The sequence below is a fragment of the Streptomyces sp. NPDC059080 genome (assembly GCF_042739975.1).
GTDB lineage: Bacteria > Actinomycetota > Actinomycetes > Streptomycetales > Streptomycetaceae > Streptomyces > Streptomyces benahoarensis.
Genome location: NZ_JBHYGX010000007.1, coordinates 102,569 through 123,323 on the forward strand (window position 1 = coordinate 102,569; position 20,755 = coordinate 123,323).

Annotated in this window: 14 protein-coding genes; 10 read left to right on the plus strand and 4 right to left on the minus strand. The window is 69.7% G+C overall.

Annotation, left to right across the window (positions count from 1 at the left end; translation table 11 throughout):
* Window positions 1-115 precede the first annotated feature (115 nt).
* Window positions 116-1,594: a glycosyltransferase family 87 protein gene (locus ACFWWQ_RS07925; protein ID WP_384591889.1), complete on the minus strand. Its 1,479-nt coding sequence runs from the start codon at window positions 1,592-1,594 to the stop codon at window positions 116-118.
* A 152-nt stretch (window positions 1,595-1,746) separates the two neighbouring features.
* On the minus strand, window positions 1,747-4,410 hold the full coding sequence (locus tag ACFWWQ_RS07930) for a transglycosylase domain-containing protein (protein WP_384591892.1): 2,664 nt from the start codon (window positions 4,408-4,410) through the stop codon (window positions 1,747-1,749).
* A 361-nt stretch (window positions 4,411-4,771) separates the two neighbouring features.
* Between ACFWWQ_RS07930 and ACFWWQ_RS07935 the strand changes: the two genes are divergently transcribed.
* The 3 genes from ACFWWQ_RS07935 to ACFWWQ_RS07945 all read left to right on the plus strand — a co-directional run bounded on the left by ACFWWQ_RS07935 (window position 4,772) and on the right by ACFWWQ_RS07945 (window position 7,940).
* Window positions 4,772-5,452, plus strand: coding sequence for a PadR family transcriptional regulator (locus tag ACFWWQ_RS07935; RefSeq protein WP_384591895.1), 681 nt, complete (start codon window positions 4,772-4,774; stop codon window positions 5,450-5,452).
* 46 nt (window positions 5,453-5,498) lie between these two features.
* Window positions 5,499-6,581: an inositol-3-phosphate synthase gene (locus ACFWWQ_RS07940; RefSeq protein ID WP_384591898.1), complete on the plus strand. Its 1,083-nt coding sequence runs from the start codon at window positions 5,499-5,501 to the stop codon at window positions 6,579-6,581.
* A gap of 78 nt (window positions 6,582-6,659) precedes the next feature.
* Window positions 6,660-7,940, plus strand: a complete 1,281-nt coding sequence (locus ACFWWQ_RS07945; protein ID WP_384591901.1) for an MFS transporter — start codon at window positions 6,660-6,662, stop codon at window positions 7,938-7,940.
* Between the two features lie 251 nt (window positions 7,941-8,191).
* Here the strand turns inward: ACFWWQ_RS07945 and ACFWWQ_RS07950 are convergent, their stop codons facing one another.
* Complete coding sequence (locus ACFWWQ_RS07950) at window positions 8,192-9,670, minus strand: CCA tRNA nucleotidyltransferase (RefSeq protein WP_384591904.1); 1,479 nt, start codon at window positions 9,668-9,670, stop codon at window positions 8,192-8,194.
* A gap of 273 nt (window positions 9,671-9,943) precedes the next feature.
* Between ACFWWQ_RS07950 and ACFWWQ_RS07955 the strand changes: the two genes are divergently transcribed.
* The 7 genes from ACFWWQ_RS07955 to trxA all read left to right on the plus strand — a co-directional run bounded on the left by ACFWWQ_RS07955 (window position 9,944) and on the right by trxA (window position 19,726).
* A complete protein-coding gene (locus ACFWWQ_RS07955) occupies window positions 9,944-12,187 on the plus strand; it encodes a DUF6049 family protein (RefSeq protein WP_384591907.1) in 2,244 nt (747 codons plus the stop codon).
* A gap of 46 nt (window positions 12,188-12,233) precedes the next feature.
* Entirely contained in the window at window positions 12,234-14,438 is a 2,205-nt protein-coding gene (gene murJ, locus ACFWWQ_RS07960) for a murein biosynthesis integral membrane protein MurJ (protein WP_384591910.1), read from the plus strand.
* Between the two features lie 104 nt (window positions 14,439-14,542).
* Entirely contained in the window at window positions 14,543-16,258 is a 1,716-nt protein-coding gene (locus tag ACFWWQ_RS07965) for a protein kinase family protein (protein WP_384591913.1), read from the plus strand.
* 300 nt (window positions 16,259-16,558) lie between these two features.
* Complete coding sequence (gene sigM, locus ACFWWQ_RS07970; RefSeq protein ID WP_384591916.1) at window positions 16,559-17,251, plus strand: RNA polymerase sigma factor SigM; 693 nt, start codon at window positions 16,559-16,561, stop codon at window positions 17,249-17,251.
* On the plus strand, window positions 17,248-18,264 hold the full coding sequence (locus ACFWWQ_RS07975; protein WP_384591919.1) for a hypothetical protein: 1,017 nt from the start codon (window positions 17,248-17,250) through the stop codon (window positions 18,262-18,264). The genes sigM and ACFWWQ_RS07975 overlap by 4 nt, the downstream gene beginning before the upstream one ends.
* A 113-nt stretch (window positions 18,265-18,377) precedes the next feature.
* On the plus strand, window positions 18,378-19,352 hold the full coding sequence (gene trxB / locus ACFWWQ_RS07980; RefSeq protein WP_384591923.1) for a thioredoxin-disulfide reductase: 975 nt from the start codon (window positions 18,378-18,380) through the stop codon (window positions 19,350-19,352).
* A gap of 47 nt (window positions 19,353-19,399) precedes the next feature.
* Entirely contained in the window at window positions 19,400-19,726 is a 327-nt protein-coding gene (gene trxA / locus ACFWWQ_RS07985; protein WP_384591926.1) for a thioredoxin, read from the plus strand.
* Window positions 19,727-19,798: 72 nt separating this feature from the next.
* On the opposite strand, the gene ACFWWQ_RS07990 is transcribed toward trxA, so the two are convergent.
* On the minus strand, window positions 19,799-20,416 hold the full coding sequence (locus tag ACFWWQ_RS07990) for a GNAT family N-acetyltransferase (RefSeq protein ID WP_384591929.1): 618 nt from the start codon (window positions 20,414-20,416) through the stop codon (window positions 19,799-19,801).
* Window positions 20,417-20,755 lie beyond the last annotated feature (339 nt).

Genomic DNA, 20,755 nt, shown 5'->3' on the forward strand with positions numbered 1-20,755 from the left:
ACCCCGTCTGAGCCCCGGTCTGTCGCCCGCGGCCCCGGCCCCCGGCCCGTACCCCGCCCGCCCGGCCCCGCGGCCCCCCCGGGGGGGGGGGCCCTTCGCCCGTTCCGGCTCCGGCTCACTTCCGTACGGCGCCCCAGCGCACCCGCGGGGCGCCCTCGAAGTGCACGGCGGGGCGGGGGAGCAGGGCCCGGCCCAGGACGAAGGCGTCGGGTGCCCGGTCGAGGACGCCGCCGGACGGGTCGTCCTCGCCGTCCCGGCGGACCACGTCACGCTCCGGCAGCAGCACATCGCGGATCACGACGGCGCACAGGTAGAGCGTGCCCAGCAGATGCACCAGGATCGCCAGCTGGTAGCCCTCCGGCGGCAGCCCCTGGTGCTTGTCGCCGCTGCCCGTGTAGGCGAGGTACGTCCAGATCCCCAGGTAGTACAGGACCTCGCAGCCCTGCCAGACCAGGAAGTCCCGCCACCGTGGGCGGGCCAGCGCCGCCAGCGGGATCAGCCACAGCACGTACTGCGGGGAGTACACCTTGTTCGTCAGGATGAAGAGCGCGACGACGAGGAAGGCGAGCTGCGCGAAGCGCGGGCGGCGCGGCGCGTAGAGGGTGAGCAGGGCCAGACCACCGCAGCCGAGGAGCATCAGCAGCGTGGCGTAGAGGTTGGCGTTCTCCAGCGGGTTCCCGGTGCGCTGGGAGAGCAGCAGCCATACGGAACCGAAGTCGATCGGCCGTTCCTGGCTGAAGGTGTAGAACTTCGCCCACCCCTCGCGGAGGTGGAAGCCGCTCGGGTCGTGGGTGAACATCACCGGGAGGTTCACCACGAGCCAGGAGACCACGGCGCCGGCCAGGCACCGCCCGTAGGCACGCCAGGCGCCGGCCCGCCAGCAGAGCACCAGCAGGGGGCCCAGGAGCAGTACGGGGTAGAGCTTGGCGGCGGTCGCCAGCCCGATGAGCACTCCGGCGCAGAGCGGGCGGCTCCGGGACCACAGGAGCATGCCCGCTGCGGTGAGCGCGACGGCGAGCAGGTCCCAGTTGATCGTGGCGGTCAGCGCCAGCGCGGGGGCCAGCGCGACGAGCAGCCCGTCCCAGGGACGGTTCCGGTGCGTACGGGCCACGCAGACGACGAGGACGGCGGCGCAGACCATCAGCATCCCGGCGTTGACCAGCCAGTAGATCTGCTCGCGCTGGACGATCTCGCCGCCGTTCGGGGTCAGCCAGGAGGCGACCTCCATGAACAGCCCGGTCAGAACGGGGTACTCCAGGTACTCCATGTCGCCGGGCAGCCGGTCGAAGTAGGGGATGAGCCCGTCGGCGAAGCCGCGTCCCGCGAAGAGGTGGGGGATGTCGGAGTAGCAGGCGTGGACGTACTGAGAGGTGGCGCCGAAGAACCAGCCGCCGTTGTAGCAGGGGAGCTTCTGCACCATCCCGAGGGCGAACATCCCGAGGGCCACGAGCACGATCACCCTGACCGGGGTCAGGCGGCCCGTGCCGGGCAGCGCCCGACGACCGAGCGGGCCCCCGAGCAGCTCGCTGCCGGCTGCCGCGACCTCGTCCCGCTGTGTGGGCCGTACGGACTCGTCCCCGCGCACGCTCGTCATGGCCCCATCCTGCCGCACGCCCCTGTGCGGAACGCGGCGAAGCCCCCGCCCGGTCGAGCCGGGGCGGGGGCTTCGTGGTGCGCTGTTTCACGTGAAACGGCCGTGCGTTCGGCTGCCGTGGCGGCGGGCCGTTTCACGTGAAACGAAGGGGGTCAGGGACTTTTCCCGCTGGGGCCACCGAACCAGCCGCCGCCGGTGCCGGTTCCGTCCGTCGGATCCGGCGACGGGGTGCCCCCACCGGTGTCGCCGCCCGGCCCGCCGCCGGGACCGCCACCGGGCCCGCCGCCGGGTCCACCGGTCGTACCGCCGTTGTTGTGGCAGCCGACGTCCCAGTCGGCGCACGTCTCCGTGGCCGTGGGCGTCGGCGAGTGGGTCGGCGTCTCGGAGTGCGAGGGCGTCTCCGAGGGCGTGTGGGACGGCGTCTGCGAGGGCGTCGGGGACGGCGTCGGGGAGGGCATGCCCGGCTCGTCGATGCGCTGGCCGATGGGCGTGGCCGCCGGGAAGTCCTGGACCGGCGTCCCCTCCAGCGCCTGGATCATGTACTGCGTCCAGACCTGGGTGGGCAGCGCACCACCGTGGATCGAGTCGAAGCCGCCGACGCCGTTCATGGAGAGCTGGCGGGGATTCTTCGGGTCCTCACGGAACATCGTGATCGCGGTCGACAGCTGCGGGGTGTACCCCACGAACCACGCCGACTTGTTCTCGTCGGTGGTACCGGTCTTGCCCGCCGCGGGACGACCCAGCTTCGTCGCCTCCTCCTTGGCCGTACCGTTCGTGATGACGTTCTCCAGCACCTTGGTGACGTTGTTGGCGATGTCCGGGTCGATCGCCGGTTCCGTCGTGGGCGTCTCGATACCGTCCACCGCCTCGCCGTGGTGCTTCACCTCGGTGACCGAGTACGGCTCCACCTTGGTGCCCGACTTCGCGAACGTCGCGTAGGCGTTGGCCATGCGGATCGCGCTGGGAGTCGAGGTGCCGAGGGCGAACGAGGGGTTGAGGTACTTGTTGAAGCTCGTGTCCGAGATGCCCGCGGCCCGCGCCATGTCCCGCACCTTGCTCATCCCGACATCCATGCCGAGCTGCACAAACGGGGTGTTGATCGACTGCTCCATCGCCTTGGTCAGGCTGATGTAGCCCCAGGCCTGGCTGCCCTCGTTCTTCTGGTAGAAGGGCGAGTTGTCCTTCGACAGGTAATCGGTGCCGTCGGCGTTCTTCACCTTGAGGTGGTCGTTACCGTTGTAGCGGCTGTCCGGTGACAGCGGCTGGCCGTTGCTCTGCTGCGTCCCGTACTTCATCGCCGCCGCGAGGACGAACGGCTTCCAGGTCGAGCCGACCGGCACACCGAAGGTGTCGGCGTTGTTGCTGAAGTGGCCCTTGTCGTAGCCCTCACCGCCGTAGAGCGCGACGATCTTGCCGGTTCCGGGCTCCACCGAGGCGCCACCGAACTGGACGTACTTGTCCTTCTCCCGCTTCTTCGGGTTGATGTAGCGTTTGTCGACCTTCTTGACCGAGTTGGCCAGCGCGGTGACCTTCTTCTTGTCGAAGGTCGTGTAGATCTGGTAGCCGCCCTTGTCGAACGCCGCCTGACTGAGGTGGGTGTTCTTGAGGACGTACTTCTTGGCCGTGTCCATCAGATAGCCGATCTGGCCGTTCTGACTGGCCGACGACTTCAGCTCCTTCGGCGTGGGGAACTCCGTGTACTTGGCCCGCTCGCTCTTCGACATCAGGCCCACATGGACCTCACGGTCGAGCACCCACGACCAGCGGCTCTTCGCCCGCTTCGTGTTCTCCTGGGGGCTGGCGTGCGGCACCGAGCCACCCGCGGGGTCGTAAAGCTCGGGGCCCTTGAGCACCGCCACCAGCAAAGCGGCCTCGTCCGGCTTCAGATCGCGGGCGTCCTTGCCGTAGTACGCCTGGGCCGCCGCCTGGATGCCATAGGAGCCGCGCCCGAAGTAGCTGGTGTTGAAGTAGCCCTGGAGGATCTGGTCCTTCCCCACCTTCCAGCCGACCTTGATGGAGATGAACAGCTCTTTGAACTTACGGGTGAGAGTCTGGTCCTGGCTCAGCATGGCGTTCTTGACGTACTGCTGAGTGATCGTCGAACCGCTCTGGGTCTCCTCGCCCTTGGCCATCTTGATCAGGGCGCGGATGATGCCTCCGGGGGCGACGCCGGAGTCGTCCCGGAAGTTCTCGTTCTCCGCCGCGATCGCCGCGTTCTGCATCGACATCGGGATGTCGCTGATCTGGACGATCTGGCGGTTGGTCTCGCCGTCGCGGGCCATGACGCTGCCGTTGGCCCAGTAGTAGATGTTGTTCTCCTGCCGGGCCGCGACGCTCTCCTTGGGCACCTCCACCAGCCACAGAGCGACACCGGCGACCCCGACTATGACGCCCAGGAAGGCGACGCACAACGTCGTGACCTGCTTCCACGACGGCACGAAGCGGCGCCACCCGACGCGTCCGGCCCGCGGGTAGTCGATGAAGCGCTTCTTGGCCGGACTGTTTCCGCCACGGCCGCGCCCGCCGCCCGCGCCGTCCGCGCCGCCACCGCGACGACCTCGGCCGCCACCTCGGCCGCCACCGGCAGCCCCCGCCGCGTCGGACGCGCGCCGGCGACCGCCGCGCTGAGCCGCACGACGCGCTTCCGCCCGCCCGCCGGGTGGCCGCTCCTGACCGTGCGCGGCAGAGTGGGATGTGGAGCCGGAAGCAGCATCACGGGGCGCCGAACGACGCCCCGATGACTGCTGTGCGGCACGTCGGGCCGCGGCGCGACCGCCACCTTGCGGCTGTGGCGGTTTGCGACGGTGCTCGCTCATGGAACGAATACTCCTCGGGCAGGCGCGCTATCTCGTCGCCTGAAGGCGGTGGTTGTCTTCAGGTCCCCCCGATGCACGGCCCGTTCCTGACGCGCGGGCCGCACTACACCGAGCACAGGGACGCCAGTTATCGGCCCACGGTTCCCGGCAGTCTGCATGCCGCACAGACTACGCACGGCCAAAACCTGCCCACTGTTGAAATTCACTCCAAATCAGGCAGGTTGGACGCTATGAATCGGTGATGTGACGCCGTTCACCGCACCGTTGCTTGTCCCGCCCCACGTGGCGTTCTATCGTCTGGATGTATCGAGCCGATACATCAGCACGGCATAAAGAGTGCGCGAGGTCGAGGAGGCGGAGGATGAGCAGACGCTCCGGTGTCCTCGAATTTGCCGTTCTCGGCCTGCTGCGCGAGTCCCCGATGCACGGCTACGAGTTGCGCAAGCGACTCAACACCTCGCTCGGGGTTTTCCGCGCGTTCAGCTACGGGACCCTCTATCCCTGCCTCAAGGCGCTGGTCGCGAACGGCTGGCTCATGGAGGAGCCGGGCGGCCCGCCCGAGGGCGCGCCCGCCACGACTCTGACCGGACGCCGGGCGAAGATCGTCTACCGCTTGACCGCGGCGGGGAAGGAGCACTTCGAGGAGCTGCTCTCGCACTCCGGTCCGGACGCGTGGGAGGACGAGCACTTCGGCGTCCGCTTCGCGTTCTTCGGCCAGACGTCGCGGGACGTGCGGATGAGCGTGCTGGAAGGGCGTCGCAGCCGGCTGGAGGAACGTCTCGAAAGGATGCGTACCTCCCTGGCCCGCAGCCGTGAGCGGCTGGACGACTACACCCTCGAACTCCAGCGCCACGGCATGGAATCCGTGGAGCGCGAGGTCCGCTGGCTGAACGGACTCATCGAGAGCGAGCGCACCGGGCGCGATCGGCATCCGCCCGGGACCGCTGAGCGGGACAAGCAGGATCAGTCAGGAGAGACGGACGGCCCGCCCCGGTACCGGGGTGGTTCCCGGCCGGATCCGTCCGATGACACCACCACATGAGGTCCTGTCCGGCAGGACCTCAGCGAGAACACAGGGAGCAACCGGAATGGGTTCGGTTCGCGTAGCCATCGTCGGCGTGGGCAACTGCGCCGCCTCGCTGGTACAGGGCGTCGAGTTCTACAAGGACGCCGATCCGGAAAGCCGTGTGCCCGGCCTCATGCACGTGCAGTTCGGCGAGTACCACGTCCGTGACATCGAGTTCGTGGCCGCCTTCGACGTCGACGCCAAGAAGGTTGGCCTGGACCTCTCGGAAGCGATCGGCGCCAGCGAGAACAACACCATCAAGATCTGCGATGTGCCGGACGCCGGTGTGACGGTCCAGCGCGGCCACACCCTTGACGGCCTGGGCAAGTACTACCGCATGACGATCGAGGAGTCGGAGCAGGCTCCGGTCGACATCGTCCAGGTCCTCAAGGACAAGCAGGTCGACGTCCTGGTCTGCTACCTCCCTGTCGGTTCCGAGGAGGCGGCGAAGTACTACGCGCAGTGCGCCATCGACGCCAAGGTCGCGTTCGTCAACGCCCTTCCGGTCTTCATCGCCGGTACCAAGGAGTGGGCGGACAAGTTCACCGAGGCCGGTGTTCCGATCGTCGGTGACGACATCAAGTCGCAGGTCGGCGCCACCATCACGCACCGCGTGATGGCGAAGCTCTTCGAGGACCGGGGCGTCGTCCTGGACCGCACGATGCAACTGAACGTCGGCGGCAACATGGACTTCAAGAACATGCTGGAGCGGGAGCGGCTGGAGTCCAAGAAGATCTCCAAGACGCAGGCCGTCACCTCGCAGATCAGGGACCGTGACCTGGGCGAGGACAACGTCCACATCGGTCCCTCGGACTTCGTGGCCTGGCTGGACGACCGCAAGTGGGCGTACGTCCGCCTCGAAGGCCGGGCGTTCGGTGACGTCCCGCTGAACCTTGAGTACAAGCTGGAGGTCTGGGACTCCCCCAACTCCGCGGGGGTCATCATCGACGCGCTGCGCGCCGCGAAGATCGCCAAGGACCGCGGCATCGGCGGCCCGGTCCTCTCCGCGTCCTCGTACTTCATGAAGTCGCCGCCCGTGCAGTACTTCGACGACGAGGCGCGCGATAACGTCGAGAAGTTCATCAAGGGCGAGGCCGAGCGCTGACGCTCCCCTCATCGCCACCTTCTGCGGGCCTCCGGGTATCCCTCCCGGGGGCCCGCGGGCTGTGTGAGGCTGTGCCTCATGTCTGCTGTGCGCGACCTCGCCGCCCTGCTCCGCCTGCGCGACTTCCGGTCCCTGCTCGCCGCACGGTTGCTCTCACAGGCTGCCGACGGCGTCTTCCAGGTAGCGCTCGCGACGTTCGTCGTCTTCTCTCCAGAGAAGCAGGCCACGCCCGCCGCCATCGCCGGTGCGATGGCCGTTCTGCTGTTGCCCTATTCCCTGTTGGGGCCGTTCACCGGCGTACTGCTGGACCGCTGGCGGCGGCGTCAGGTGCTGCTCCACGGAAATCTGCTGCGTGCGGCGCTCACCACGCTCTCCGCAACGCTGGTCATCCTGCCGTCGGCGCCCCTCTGGCTGTTCTACGTCGCGGCGCTGTCGGTCACCGCGGTGAACCGCTTCGTCCTGGCGGGGCTCTCCGCCGCGCTGCCCCGAGTCATCGATGACACACGGCAGTTGGTCGTCGCCAACTCCCTCACGCCCACGGCCGGGACGCTCGCCGCGACGGCCGGTGGCGGGCTGGCCTTCGTGGTCCGGCTCCTCGGCCCGGACGCGGACGCCCTTGTCGTCCTCATCAGCGCGGCGCTGTATCTGACGGCGGCCCTCACCACACTGCGCATGACGCCGGATCTGCTCGGGCCGGACGTCGTACAGCGCCAACTCGGCCTGAAGGAAGTGCTGTGGGAAACAGTGCATGGCCTCATGGACGGGCTGCGTCACCTCGCCCGGCGGCGGGCCCCGGCACGCGCCCTGGCGGCGATGACCGCCGTCCGCTTCTGTTACGGCGCGCTGACCGTCATGGTGCTGATGCTCTGCCGCTACGCCTGGTCCACGGCGGCGTCCGACGGCTTGGCCCTGCTGGGGATCACGGTCGCCGTATCGGGCGCAGGCTTCTTCGCCGCGGCGCTCGTCACGCCCTGGGCGATCTCCCGGTTCACGCTCTTCGGGTGGATCGCCTGCTGCGCGGCCCTCGGAGCCGTCCTGGTCCCGGCGCTGGGCCTGCCGTTCACCCTGCGGCCGATGCTGGTCGCCGCCTTCGTCCTCGGGTTGAGCACCCAGGGCACGAAGATTGCGACGGACACGGTGGTGCAGGCCACAGTCGACGACGCCTATCGCGGCCGGGTGTTCGCCGTCTACGACGTGCTGTTCAACGTCGCGTTCGTCGGCGCCGCTGCGGTCGCCGCGCTCATGCTGCCGCCGGACGGACGCTCGGTCCCGCTCGTGATCGTGATCGCCGGCCTCTATGCGGCGACCGTCGTCGCGGTGACCCGCTCCGGATTCCCGAAGCTCCGCCCGTCCATGTGAGTCGCGCCCGGCGGCCGGAGGCCGGTACCGGTCCGCACCTCGGCGAACGCACCGGAAGATGTTTCACGGGAAACATCACTGGGGGCAGGGCGCCATGTTTCCCGTGAAACGGCCCGTCGGGCACAGCGTTTCACGGGAAACCAGCGCGCACTCCACGTCGTGTTTCACGTGAAACACGACGCACCCGCCCCACTCGGTTTCACGTGAAACCGCGCGGTCGTCCACCCGGTTTCACGTGAAACACCATGACATCAACCCTGCTGGGCTGCCCACCACTCCTTGAGCGCGGCGATCGCGTCCGCGCGCTCCATCGGGCCTTTCTCCAGCCGGATTTCCAGCATCTGCTTGTACGCCTTGCCGACGGCCGGGCCCGGGGCGATGTCCAGGATCTGCATGATCTCGTTGCCGTCCAGGTCGGGACGGATCGCGTCCAGCTCCTCCTGCTCCTGCAGGTGCGCGATGCGCTCCTCCAGACCGTCGTACGCGCGCGACAGGGCGCTCGCCTTGCGCTTGTTACGCGTCGTGCAGTCCGAGCGGGTGAGCTTGTGCAGCCGGGTCAGCTGCGGGCCCGCGTCACGGACGTAGCGGCGGACCGCCGAGTCCGTCCACTCGCCGGTGCCGTAGCCGTGGAAGCGCAGATGCAGCTCCACCAGCCGGGAGACGTCCTTCACCAAGTCGTTGGAGTACTTCAGCGCGATCATGCGCTTCTTGGTCATCTTGGCGCCGACCACCTCGTGGTGGTGGAAGGAGACCCGGCCGTCGCCCTCGAACCGGCGGGTCTTCGGCTTCCCGATGTCGTGCAGCAGCGCCGCCAGCCGCAGCACCAGGTCCGGACCGTCCTCTTCGAGCTCGATCGCCTGCTCCAGGACCGTGAGCGTGTGCTCGTAGACATCCTTGTGACGGTGATGCTCGTCACGCTCCAGCCGGAGTGCGGGCAACTCGGGCAGCACCCGGTCGGCGATCCCCGAATCGACCAGCAGCCTGAGCCCCTTGCGCGGGTGGGGCGCCAGGATCAGCTTGTTCAGCTCGTCCCGGACGCGCTCCGCGGACACGATCTCGATCCGTCCCGCCATCGCCTTCATCGCCGCCACGACCTCGGGGGCGACCTCGAAGTCCAGCTGAGCCGCGAAACGGGCCGCGCGCATCATCCGCAGCGGGTCGTCCGAGAACGAGTCCTGCGGCGTACCGGGCGTCCGCAGCACACGGGCGGCCAGGTCCTCCAGACCGCCGTGCGGGTCGATGAACTCCTTCTGCGGGAGGAAGACGGCCATCGCGTTCACCGTGAAGTCGCGGCGGACGAGATCTTCCTCGATGGAGTCGCCGTAGGACACCTCGGGCTTGCGCGAGGTGCGGTCGTACGCCTCGGAGCGGTACGTCGTCACCTCGATGTCGAAGGAGCTCTTCTTGCAGCCGACGGTGCCGAACGCGATGCCGACCTCCCACACCGCGTCGGCCCACGGACGGACGATCTTCAGAACGTCCTCGGGGCGCGCGTCCGTGGTGAAGTCCAGGTCGTTGCCGAGCCGGCCCAGGAGCGCATCCCGCACCGAGCCGCCGACCAGGGCAAGCGTGAACCCAGCCTCCTGGAAGCGGCGGGCCAGGTCGTCCGCCACGGGGGAGACCCGCAACAGCTCGCTCACGGCACGGCGCTGCACCTGGCTCAGCGCGTTCGTCGACTGCGCAGACCGCTCGGACTGCGGGGCGGGGATGTCATTGTTGGCGTTCGGCACAACTGAAAAGGGTACGTGCCCGTGCCACGCCCGGCGTCCCACCCGTCGAGGGCGCCGCCGTGACCGGTCCGGCCGTGATCTTGTGGCGCACACCATGGCACGACGCCACTGCGCACCTCGTTACCATGCGTGGACGCACATTCCGACGACCACTGACGATGACGAGGGACGGGCGAGCGCGTGGCCGATGCGGCAAGGTTCCGGTGGACTGAACGGTCGCGCGGGCGCCGGCTACGACGCGGCGCCGCGCTGCTCACCGGGGTGCCCCTGCTCATGGGCCTGCTGCAGATCCCGCAGGCCCCGGCGGCGCACGCCGCCCCCACCGGTCCGCGCTCCGTCGACGTCAGCATCGACTCGATGACCCCGGCCGCCCCCGGCAAGGGCGACACCGTCACCGTCTCCGGCACCGTGACCAACGAGAGCCGGTCCACGGTCACCGACGCCCATGTCGGCGTCCGGCGCGGCCCGGCGGTCAGCGGACGCAGCGCGCTCGACACCGCCGCCCGGCGCACCGGGTTCTCCCCTGCGGAGGACGGCCCGGAGGTCAAGGGCCACACCGCCGGCATCGACGCGCTTCGGCCCGGCGTCAGCCGTTCCTTCTCGCTCCGCGTCCCGGTCAAGGACCTCGACCTCGGCGACGGCGGGGTGTATCAGCTCGGCGTCTCTCTCTCGGGCCGGACGCAGGGGCAGTACGAGCAGGTGCTCGGCATCGAGCGGACCTTCCTGCCCTGGCAGGAAGGCGATGCGGGGAAGAAGACCCAGCTCACCTACATGTGGCCGCTGATCTCCTCCACCCACCTCACCGCTCAGACGGACGCCGACGCTCAGCAGACGCCGGTCTTCCGCGATGACGACCTCGCCTCGGAAATCAAGCCCGGTGGGCGGCTGCAGCAGATGGTCGCGCTGGGCAAGGACCTCCCGGTGACGTTCGTCATCGACCCAGACCTCCTCGCGACGGTCGACGCGATGACCAAGCCGTACCGGGTGCACGGCCCCGACGGCCCCGCGGGCAAGAACCAGGCCGTCGCCAAGCAATGGCTGAACGACCTCACGGAGGCGGTGAAGACCCACGAGGTCGTCGCGCTCCCGTTCGCCGACCCGGACCTCGCCTCCCTCGCCCACCAGGGCAAGAACGTGCCCAGCGCGCTCGGGCACCTCGGCCCGGCCACGGAGCTGGCGTCCACGACCGTCGACACGACGCTGGGCGTGAAGCCGCGCACGGACTTCGCCTGGCCCGTCGACGGTGCGATCGACTCCTCGATCGTGGACGTCGCCACCTCCGCCGGTGCCCACAACGTCATCACCCGCAGCGACAGCCTGCGGGAGTCCGACCAGCTGACCCACACGCCCACCGCCGCCCGGCCGATCGGCGGCGGCAACACCGCCGTCGTCGCGGACGAAGGGCTGTCCACCGCCTTCGAGGGCGACCTGACGCAGAGCGGCCGGGCCACCGAAGCGGTCCAGTCGTTCCTCGCCCAGACCCGGCTGATCGGCCTGCAGGACCCCGGCCGGCAGCGGAGCATCGTCGTCGCACCGCAGCGGATGCCGTCCACCAGCCAGGCGCAGGCCATGGCCACGGCGCTGCGGACGCTGGAGACCACCGACTGGACGCAGCCGCTGGACCTCAGCGACGCCGCCGAGGCCGAGCCCGACGAGGCGGCGGCACGGAGCGTCCCGAGCCGCGCCGCGTACCCGTCGTCGCTGCGCCGTCAGGAGATGCCCACCGAGGCGTTCCGCCAGATCCAGGAGACCCAGGCGGCGCTGGACGAGTTCCGGGTGAACCTGGACCGCCCCGAGCGCGTGGTCACGCCGTTCGGGAACGCGATCATGCGGGGGGTGTCGACGCAGTGGCGCGGCAACCGAGCCGGAGCGGCTGCGTTCCGCGGTTCGGTGCGGGACTACCTCGACGAGCTGACGCGCAAGGTCCACCTGATCCAGAAGTCGAACGCCACGCTCTCCGGGCGCAGCGCGACGATCCCGGTGACGGTGCAGAACAACCTCCTGCAGGGCGTCGAGGGCATGACGCTGAAGCTGATGTCCTCGCAGCCGAACCGGCTGAGCGCGGGCGAGCCGCAGCGCATCAAGGTGGACGGCGGGCACAGCCAGTCCTTCAAGTTCGACACCACGGCGAACGCCAACGGCCCGGTCCGGGTGAACGCCCAGCTCTACACCGCGGACGGAAAGCCGTACGGTCAGCCGATGACGTTCGTCGTGAACGTCACGGAGATCACCGCGACGGTCATGCTCGTCATCGCAGGCGGTGTGCTGCTGCTCGTCCTGGCCGGCGTGCGGATCTACCTCCAGCGCAAGCGGGCAGCCGCCCGGAAGACGGACGAGGGCCCGCAGGGCGAGGCCGGTCCGGACGGCTCCGACGAGCCCGGTGACCCGGCCGGTCCGGACGGCCGGAACGGCACGGACGCGACCGACGAGAACGCCGGGCAGCCGAGTGACCCCACGCCGGACACCGGTTCGGGAAACTCGGGCCCGTCCGGCTCAGGTGAGAAAGTGGACCGTTGATATATGGCGGGGCCGGATGGCCGGCGACGGATGAGGTGGGGCAGCGATGAACGCGCCGTTTGACGGTGACCGCGGCCGGGGCGCCGAGGGCGACCCCGCGGGGCCGGTCCCACCGACGCCGCAGGCGCCGGGCGCCCACGACGCCTACGCACAGGAGCCGTACGGCCCGGACGCGTACGGCCGGACCCCCTACGCGCAGGACGGCCCCCGCTACGAGGCGCACCAGGGCCATGGGCCCGCGGCCGCCCCGGCGTACCCAGGCGGCGCGGCGCAGCCGCCGTCGGGCGCACCCGCCGAACCGTTCCCGCCACGGCCCACGGCCCCGTACGCCCCCGAGCAGCAGGGTTGGGGGGCGTCCGCGCCGACCGGGCCCGCCGGGGCGCCGTTCGCCGATGCAGCCGCGACGGTGCAGTTCGCCGGTGTGGGCGATGCGGCCGGGCAGGCAGCGGATCAGCAGCGGGAGTCCGACGCGTTCGCGCACCTCTTCCACGACCAGCAGTCGTACGAGCCCCGTCGTCCGATGGCCGCGGAGCCCGGCCCGGCGGTAGTCCCCGAGGCGACTCCAGAGCCTCCGGCGCCCGAGCCGGAGCCGGTCGCGACCGCCGGGAAGCCTTCCGGGGGCCGCGCCTCCGGTCTGCTCAAGTCCAGCGCCGTGATGGCCGCCGGAACGATGGTCTCCCGCCTCACCGGCTTCGTCCGCTCCGCGCTGATCGTCGCCGCGCTCGGCGGCGCGGTGCTGGGTGACTCCTGGCAGGTGGCGTACCAGCTGCCGACGATGATCTTCATCCTGACCATCGGCGGCGGTCTCAACTCCGTCTTCGTCCCGCAGCTGGTGCGCGCGATGAAGGAGGACGACGACGGTGGCGAGGCATACGCCAACCGCCTGCTGACGCTGGTCGTCGTCATTCTGGGCGTCCTCACGGTCCTGGCGGTCTTCGCGGCGCCGTTGCTCGTGAAACTCGTCTCGTTCGACATCTCACGCGATCCGGCGGCCAACGAGGTCGCCGTCGCGTTCACCCGCTACTGCGTGCCCACGATCTTCTTCATGGGGCTGCACGTCGTGATGGGGCAGATCCTCAACGCCCGCGGCCGCTTCGGCGCGATGATGTGGACCCCGGTCCTCAACAACATCGTCATGATCACCACGTTCGGGCTGTTCATCTGGGCGTACGGCACCGCCAAGACGTCCGGCATCGGCGTCACCACCATCCCCGACGAGGGCATCCGCCTGCTGGGCATCGGCACCCTGCTCGGTCTCGTGGTGCAGTCGCTGGCGATGATCCCGTACCTGCGGGACGCCGACTTCACGTTCCGGCTGCGGTTCGACTGGCGCGGGCACGGGCTGGGCAAGGCCGCCAAGCTCGCGAAGTGGACCGTCCTGTTCGTCCTCGCCAACCAGGCGGGCGTCCTCGTCGTCACCCAGCTCTCCACCTGGGCCGGCAACACCGCGGACCGCCAGGGCCACCCCGGCACCGGCTTCATCTCGTACGCCAGCGCCCAGCTGATCTGGAACATGCCACAGGCGATCATCACCGTCTCCGTGATGGCGGCACTGCTGCCGCGGCTGGCTCGGTCGGCGGCCGACGGCGACGCCGGAGCGGTCCGGGACGATATTTCCCAGGGCCTGCGGACCTCAGCCGTCGCCATCGTCCCGATCTCGTTCGGCTTCCTGGCCCTCGGTATCCCGCTGTGCACGCTGGTCTACGGCTCGTCCGGCGCGGGCGTCCCGATGGGCTACATGTTGATGGCCTTCGGTATCGGCCTCATCCCGTTCTCGGTGCAGTACGTGATCCTGCGGGCCTTCTACGCCTATGAGGACACCCGAACGCCCTTCTACAACACCGTGATCGTCGCGGCGGTCAACGCCGCCGCCTCGGCCGCCTGCTTCCTGATCCTGCCCGCGCGCTGGGCGGTGATCGGCATGGCTGCCGCGTACGGCATCGCGTACATGATCGGCGTCGTGGTCGCCTGGCGGCGGCTGAGCAAGCGGATGAACGGCGACCTGGACAGCGCCCGTATCGTGCGCACGTACGCCCGTCTGGCGGGCGCGAGCATTCCCGCAACCGTCATCGCCGGTGCGGCGGTGTACGGCATCATGCAGGGACTCGGCAGTGGGCTCCTCGGGTCGCTGGCCGCACTGATCGCGGGTGCGGTCGCCCTTCTGGGGGTCTTCTACGTGGCCGCGCGGAAGATGCGCATCGAAGAGATGACGGCGCTGGTCGGCATGGTCCGCGCCAAGCTGGGGCGCTGAGGCACAACCATCGACCGCCACCGCGTGTCGTGCATAGTGGCGGACTGTGGGCACAATTGTCGTGGCTCATTGAGCCTGCAACGGATGGGGAGGCAGGAACGACGGTGGCGGAACGGACCACGGCTGCCGTCGACGTGGCCGACACGAGCGGTGACCAACCGCTGACCGCCAAGGCGGAAAAGGCCACGGACGACGGCGCGAAGCCCGACAAGGCGTCCGGCGCGGAGAAGGAAGCCATCAGCACCGATGACGCGACCGCGGCGGCCGACGCACAACCCTCCGAGCTGCACAGCGGCCACAAGCTCGCCAAGCGCTACCGCTTGGAGGAGTGCGTCACCCGGCTGGAGGGGTTCAGCAGCTGGCGCGCGGTCGACGAGAAGCTGCGCCGCGCCGTCGGGGTGCACATCCTGCCCGCCGACCATCCGCGGGCCCGCCCGGTGCTGTCAGCGGCCCGTTCCGCGGCGCTCCTCGGTGACCCGCGCTTCGTGCAGATCCTCGATGCCGTCGAGGAGAACGACCTCGTCTACGTCGTCCACGAGTGGCTGCCGGACGCCACCGATCTGGCGACCGTACTGGCCGCCGGGCCCCTGGAACCGCACGACGCCTACCAGCTCGTCAGCCAGGTCTCCCAGGCGATGGCCGCCGCCCATCGCGAGGGCCTGTCGCATCTGCGGATCAACCCCGGATCGGTGCTCCGCACGGAGTCCGGGCAGTACCGCATCCGTGGCCTCGCCATCATGGCGGCGCTGCGCGGTCTCACCTGCGACGAGCCGCAGCGCACGGACACGGAGGCGATCGGCGCGCTGCTCTACGCCGTGCTGACCCAGCGCTGGCCGTACGAGAACGACGCCTACGGCATGACCGGGCTGCCCAAGGGCGTCGGGCTGATCGCTCCCGACCAGGTGCGGGCCGGCGTCCACCGTGGCCTGTCCGAGCTGGCCATGCGCGCGCTGGTCAACGACGGTGCCACCGCCTCCCGCCAGGAGCAGCCGTGCACCACTCCGGACGAGCTGGCCAAGGCGGTGGCGGCGATGCCCCGCATCCGGCCCCCGGAGACGGCGTTCACCACTCCGCCCCCGTACCAGCGGACCCAGTATCAGCAGGGCAGCTACGGCCAGGCGGCGCGCAGCCACCCGATGAACCGCGCCACGCAGCCCGTGCCTACGCCGCCGGCCCCGCTGCAGAGCCGCACCGGCAAGGCGCTGAAGTGGTGTGTCTCCGCGCTGCTGATCGCCGCGCTGGGTCTCGGCAGCTGGCAGCTGGCGGACACCCTGCTCAAGCGGGAGAACGACACCTCCGGCAGCGGGACCCCGCAGGCCAACTCGCACCACGACACCAAGCCGAACGGCAAGCCGATCAAGATCGAGGACGCGGCCGAGTACTACCCGGATGGGCTCCCGCAACATCCCGATCAGGTGCGCTACACCTACGACAAGGACTCCAGCACCTACTGGCGGAGCAAGAGCTACCGCGACGGTCCCGACATGAACCCGCACTTCAAGCAGGGCGTCGGCATCGTCTACGACCTCGGCTCGGAACAGCCGGTCGGCGGCGCGTCGATAGACCTGCACTACGCGGGTCCGCACACCAAGGTCACGCTCTACGCGGCGTCGTCCCTGTCGCCCTCCGCTCCGCTCGGTTCCATGAAGCGCCTCGGCGGTGCGGACACCTCGGAGACCGTCGCGAAGGTCAACCTCAGCTCCCCGGCGAAGGCTCGCTACGTCCTGGTCTGGATGACGGCGATGCCCTACGCACCGGGCGACGACTACAGCAGCGCGGGCTACAAGCAGGCCATCCGGGAGATCTCCTTCACCGGATGAGCGGAGAACTCCCCGAGACAGCGCAGGGGCCCGGCCGATCCGTCGGCCGGGCCCCTGTTTTTCCCACCCGCCGGACGGATCGACCGGTACCGCCGGATTTTCCCCCGCATTCCGGAACAGCCCGGTTTTCCCCGTGCATGAATACCGCATTTCTCCCCCCTTTACCGCAGGCCACTGCGGCACTGGATCGTTTGCGCTGGTCAGTGGCCTTCTCTTGAGCCCGTGCACCCGCCATTTCATTTACTTTCGCCATGCGGCGGGCTTCAATGGGGCGGGGGAATGAGCACCTGTGGGAGGGCCGTGCGCGCCGAAGATGACGAAGCAGCCACGTCGAGCGACGCCGAACTTCTCGCGCTGCACGTCCAAGGTGATCCCGATGCCTTCGGGGAAATCGTCCGACGCCACCGCGACCGGCTCTGGGCCGTCGCGATCCGCACCCTCGGCGACCGCGAGGAGGCAGCCGATGCCGTGCAGGACGCACTGGTCTCCGCCTATCGGGCCGCCCACACCTTCCGCGGCCAGTCAGCCGTCACCACCTGGCTGCACCGCATCACGGTGAACGCCTGCCTGGACCGGGCCCGCAAGGCGGCCTCCCGGCGGACCTCCCCCGTCGCCGAGACCGACCAGCTCGACCAGCTCCTGGAGCCGCAGGAGTCGGCCGCGGTACCGGCGGAGCGGCAGGACCTCCACCGCGAACTGCTCGGCGCGCTGCGTACCCTGCCGGAGGAACAGCGCGCCGCACTCGTCCTCGTCGACATGCAGGGCTATCCCGTCGCGGAAGCCGCAGCCGTCCTCGACGTGCCGACGGGCACGGTGAAGAGCCGCTGCGCACGCGGCCGGGCCCGCCTGCTGCCTCTGGTCCGGCATCTGAGAGCCGAGGACGGGGGCGGAGCGGCGAGGGCGGCAAGGAACCAGGAGCCGGAGGGATCCGTCTCACCGACACCAGGAGCGAACGACACAGGTGCCGTGAAGGGCGGAGGTGGGCGAGCGTGACGTCGACAACCGGCACGGATGAGCACCCGGAGGTCTCAGAGATCTCCGACCTCACGGAGGGGCTTCTCCCCCCGGCCCGTACCGCCGTACTCCGCGCTCACCTGGAGTCGTGCACACTCTGCGCGGACGTCTTCGCCTCGCTGGAGGAGATCCGGGGCCTGCTCGGTACGCTCCCCGGCCCGGTGCCCATGCCTGCCGAGGTCGCCGGACGCATCGACGCCGCCCTCGCGGCCGAGGCGCTGCTGAACACCACGCCGGAGCCCCTTGTTTCACGTGAAACACCCGACGAGCCCGCCATGGATTCCCCCGAGTCCGCCACCGGATCCGTCCCTGCTCCCCGCGAAACCGCTGACCAGCCCAGCACCGTTTCACGTGAAACAGCCGAAGCCACCACCGACGTTTCACGTGAAACCGAGGCCACACCACCATCCGGGGCCGTCGACCGGCCCGCCGGGCGCCCCCGCGGCGCCACCGGCCCCGGGCGGCGTACATCGGGCGGCCGCTCGACACGGTCCCATCGCTGGCCCCGCGTACTGCTGGGCACGGCCACGGCCGCCGCCCTGATCGGTGTGGGCGGAATCGTCGTACAGAACTCCTCGACCGAGACCGGCCACGACGGCGCGACGGACCGGCACACCACGGCGACGGAGAAGGGCACAGACACGCCCGGAGAACTGTCCGCCGCGACGCTCGCCACACAGGTCCACAAGCTCCTCGCCGCCAAGGGCTCGCAGAAGACCCCCGAGATCGGTACCCGCAGCGAACCGGAGATCCCGATGCGCGGCGGGAGCAACACCGTCCCGTCCTGCGTCAGCAGGGGCATCGGCCGCCCCGAGGCCCCGCTCGCCGCCCGGCAGGACACCTATCGGGGCAAGAACGTCTACCTCGTCATCCTCTCGATGCCCGCCGACCCGAAGCGCGTCACCGCGTACGTGGTCGACGCCTCCTGTGTCTCCGCCACACCGCCGGCGCCCGGGGACGTTCTGCTGAGCCGCTCCTACCCCCGGGACTGACCGGCCACTGTGCGCTGCGGCACGCCGGGAATGCTCGACCCGTAGGATCCGTTGGGTGGGGTGAGAGTTCACAGAGCCCCAGCAAGCAGTCGGCAGAGACAAGGAAGACACCCGTGAGCGACGTCCGCAACGTGATCATCATCGGCTCCGGGCCCGCGGGATACACCGCAGCGCTCTACACCGCCCGTGCTTCCCTGAAGCCGTTGGTGTTCGAAGGTGCCGTCACCGCCGGCGGTGCGCTGATGAACACCACCGACGTGGAGAACTTCCCCGGTTTCCGGGACGGCATCATGGGCCCCGACCTCATGGACAACATGCGGGCCCAGGCCGAGCGTTTCGGCGCCGAGCTGGTGCCGGACGACATCGTCGCCGTTGATCTCTCCGGGGAGATCAAGACCGTCACCGACACCGCCGGTACCGTGCACCGCGCGACGGCCGTCATCGTCACGACCGGCTCGCAGCACCGCAAGCTCGGCCTGCCCCGTGAGGACGAGCTCTCCGGCCGCGGCGTCTCGTGGTGCGCCACCTGTGACGGGTTCTTCTTCAAGGACCAGGACATCGCCGTGATCGGCGGCGGCGACACCGCAATGGAGGAGGCCACCTTCCTCTCCCGGTTCGCCAAGTCCGTGACGATCGTGCACCGCCGCGACACCCTGCGGGCGAGCAAGGCGATGCAGGAGCGCGCCTTCGCCGACCCGAAGATCAAGTTCGTGTGGGACAGCGAGGTCGCCGAGATCCAGGGCGACAACAAGCTCTCCGGCCTGACGCTGCGCAACCTCAAGACCGACGAGACCTCCGAACTTCCGGTCACCGGCCTGTTCATCGCGATCGGCCACGACCCCCGCACCGAGCTGTTCAGGGACCAGCTGAAGCTCGACAACGAGGGCTACCTGAAGGTCGACGCGCCCAGCACCCGCACCAACCTGCAGGGCGTCTTCGCCGCCGGTGACGTGGTGGACCACACCTACCGCCAGGCGATCACCGCCGCCGGCACCGGCTGCTCCGCCGCGCTCGACGCCGAGCGTTTCCTCGCGGCGCTCTCCGACGGCGACGCCACCCCCGAGCCCGAGAAGACCGCGGCCGTCTGAGCCCGCGGTTCCCCAGCTTTCCATCACCCTTCACTAAGGAGACTGCCATGGCCGGCGCCACGGTTACCGTTACGGACGCCAACTTCGAAGAGGTCGTCCTCAAGAGCGACAAGCCCGTTCTCGTCGACTTCTGGGCCACCTGGTGCGGCCCGTGCCGTCAGGTTGCCCCGTCCCTGGAGGCCATCGCCGCCGAGCACGACGAGATCGTCATCGCCAAGCTCAACACGGACGAGAACCCGGCCACCACCGCCAAGTACGGCGTCATGTCGATCCCGACCATGAACGTCTACCAGGGCGGCGAGGTCGTGAAGACCATCGTCGGTGCCAAGCCGAAGGCCGGCATCGAGCGCGAGCTGACGGACTTCCTCGCCTGAGCGGAACGCCACGACGTTTCACGGGAAACGGGCCTGTCCCCTGCGGGGCGGGCCCGTTTCTCATGCCGTCGCTCACAGAGGCCGTAGCGCGGGCTCCTTCTGTACCGCCCCCAGCAGCCGGTCGAGTGCCAGCTCCACGTCTTCCTTCCACGACAACGTCGACCTCAGCTCCAGCCGCAGGCGCGGGTACCGGGAGTGGGGCCGTACGGTCTTGAAGCCGACGGCCAGAAGGTGGTCCGCGGGCAGTACACAGGCGGGCTCGGCCCACTGGGCATCGCCGAAAGCCTCGATGGCCTTGAAGCCCCGCCGGATCAAATCCTTCGCCACGGTCTGCACCATCACCCGGCCCAGCCCCTGCCGCTGAAAGCCGGGCACCAACCGGGCCGTCAGCAGCTGCACCGCATCAGCGGACACCGGGCTCGTGGGGAACGCCGCCGCGCGCGGCACATACGCGGGCGGCGCGTAGAGCACGAAGCCGGCCGGTACGTCGTCCACGTAGACCACTCGCCCGCAGGACCCCCAGTCCAGCAGAACGGCGGAGAGCCAGGCTTCCTTCTCCGGCCCGGCGCGGCCACCCGCCACCGCGGCATCCCCGCTGACGGGGTCCAGCTCCCAGAACACACAGGAGCGGCAGGGCTTGGGGATATCCGGAAGGTTGTCCAGGGTGAGCGGTACGAGCCGACGGCCCATGGCGCCAGATCCTCACTTCTCTCGCCCGCCGCACGCGGCCGCCCTCCGCGCCGTCGGCACCCGGCGAACCGCGGTGCCTCTTCCGGCGCCCGAGCCGGATCCGACGGCGAGCGGTTCCGTGCGGCTCACCGATCGCGTGGCTCGCTCCCCGGTGTGAGGGCACAGGGGGTGTGTGAGCCACTCCGCTCGCATCGTATCCACCCTTCAGGGACAGAAGTACCGCGAGAAAGCAAAGGGCGGGGCCGGGGCGGCGCCCCAGGGGGGGGAGACCCCCCCCCCGGCCCCCCCCCGCCCCGACAACACGCGACGCCGTGCTCATCAGAGCCCCGCCACCGGCCC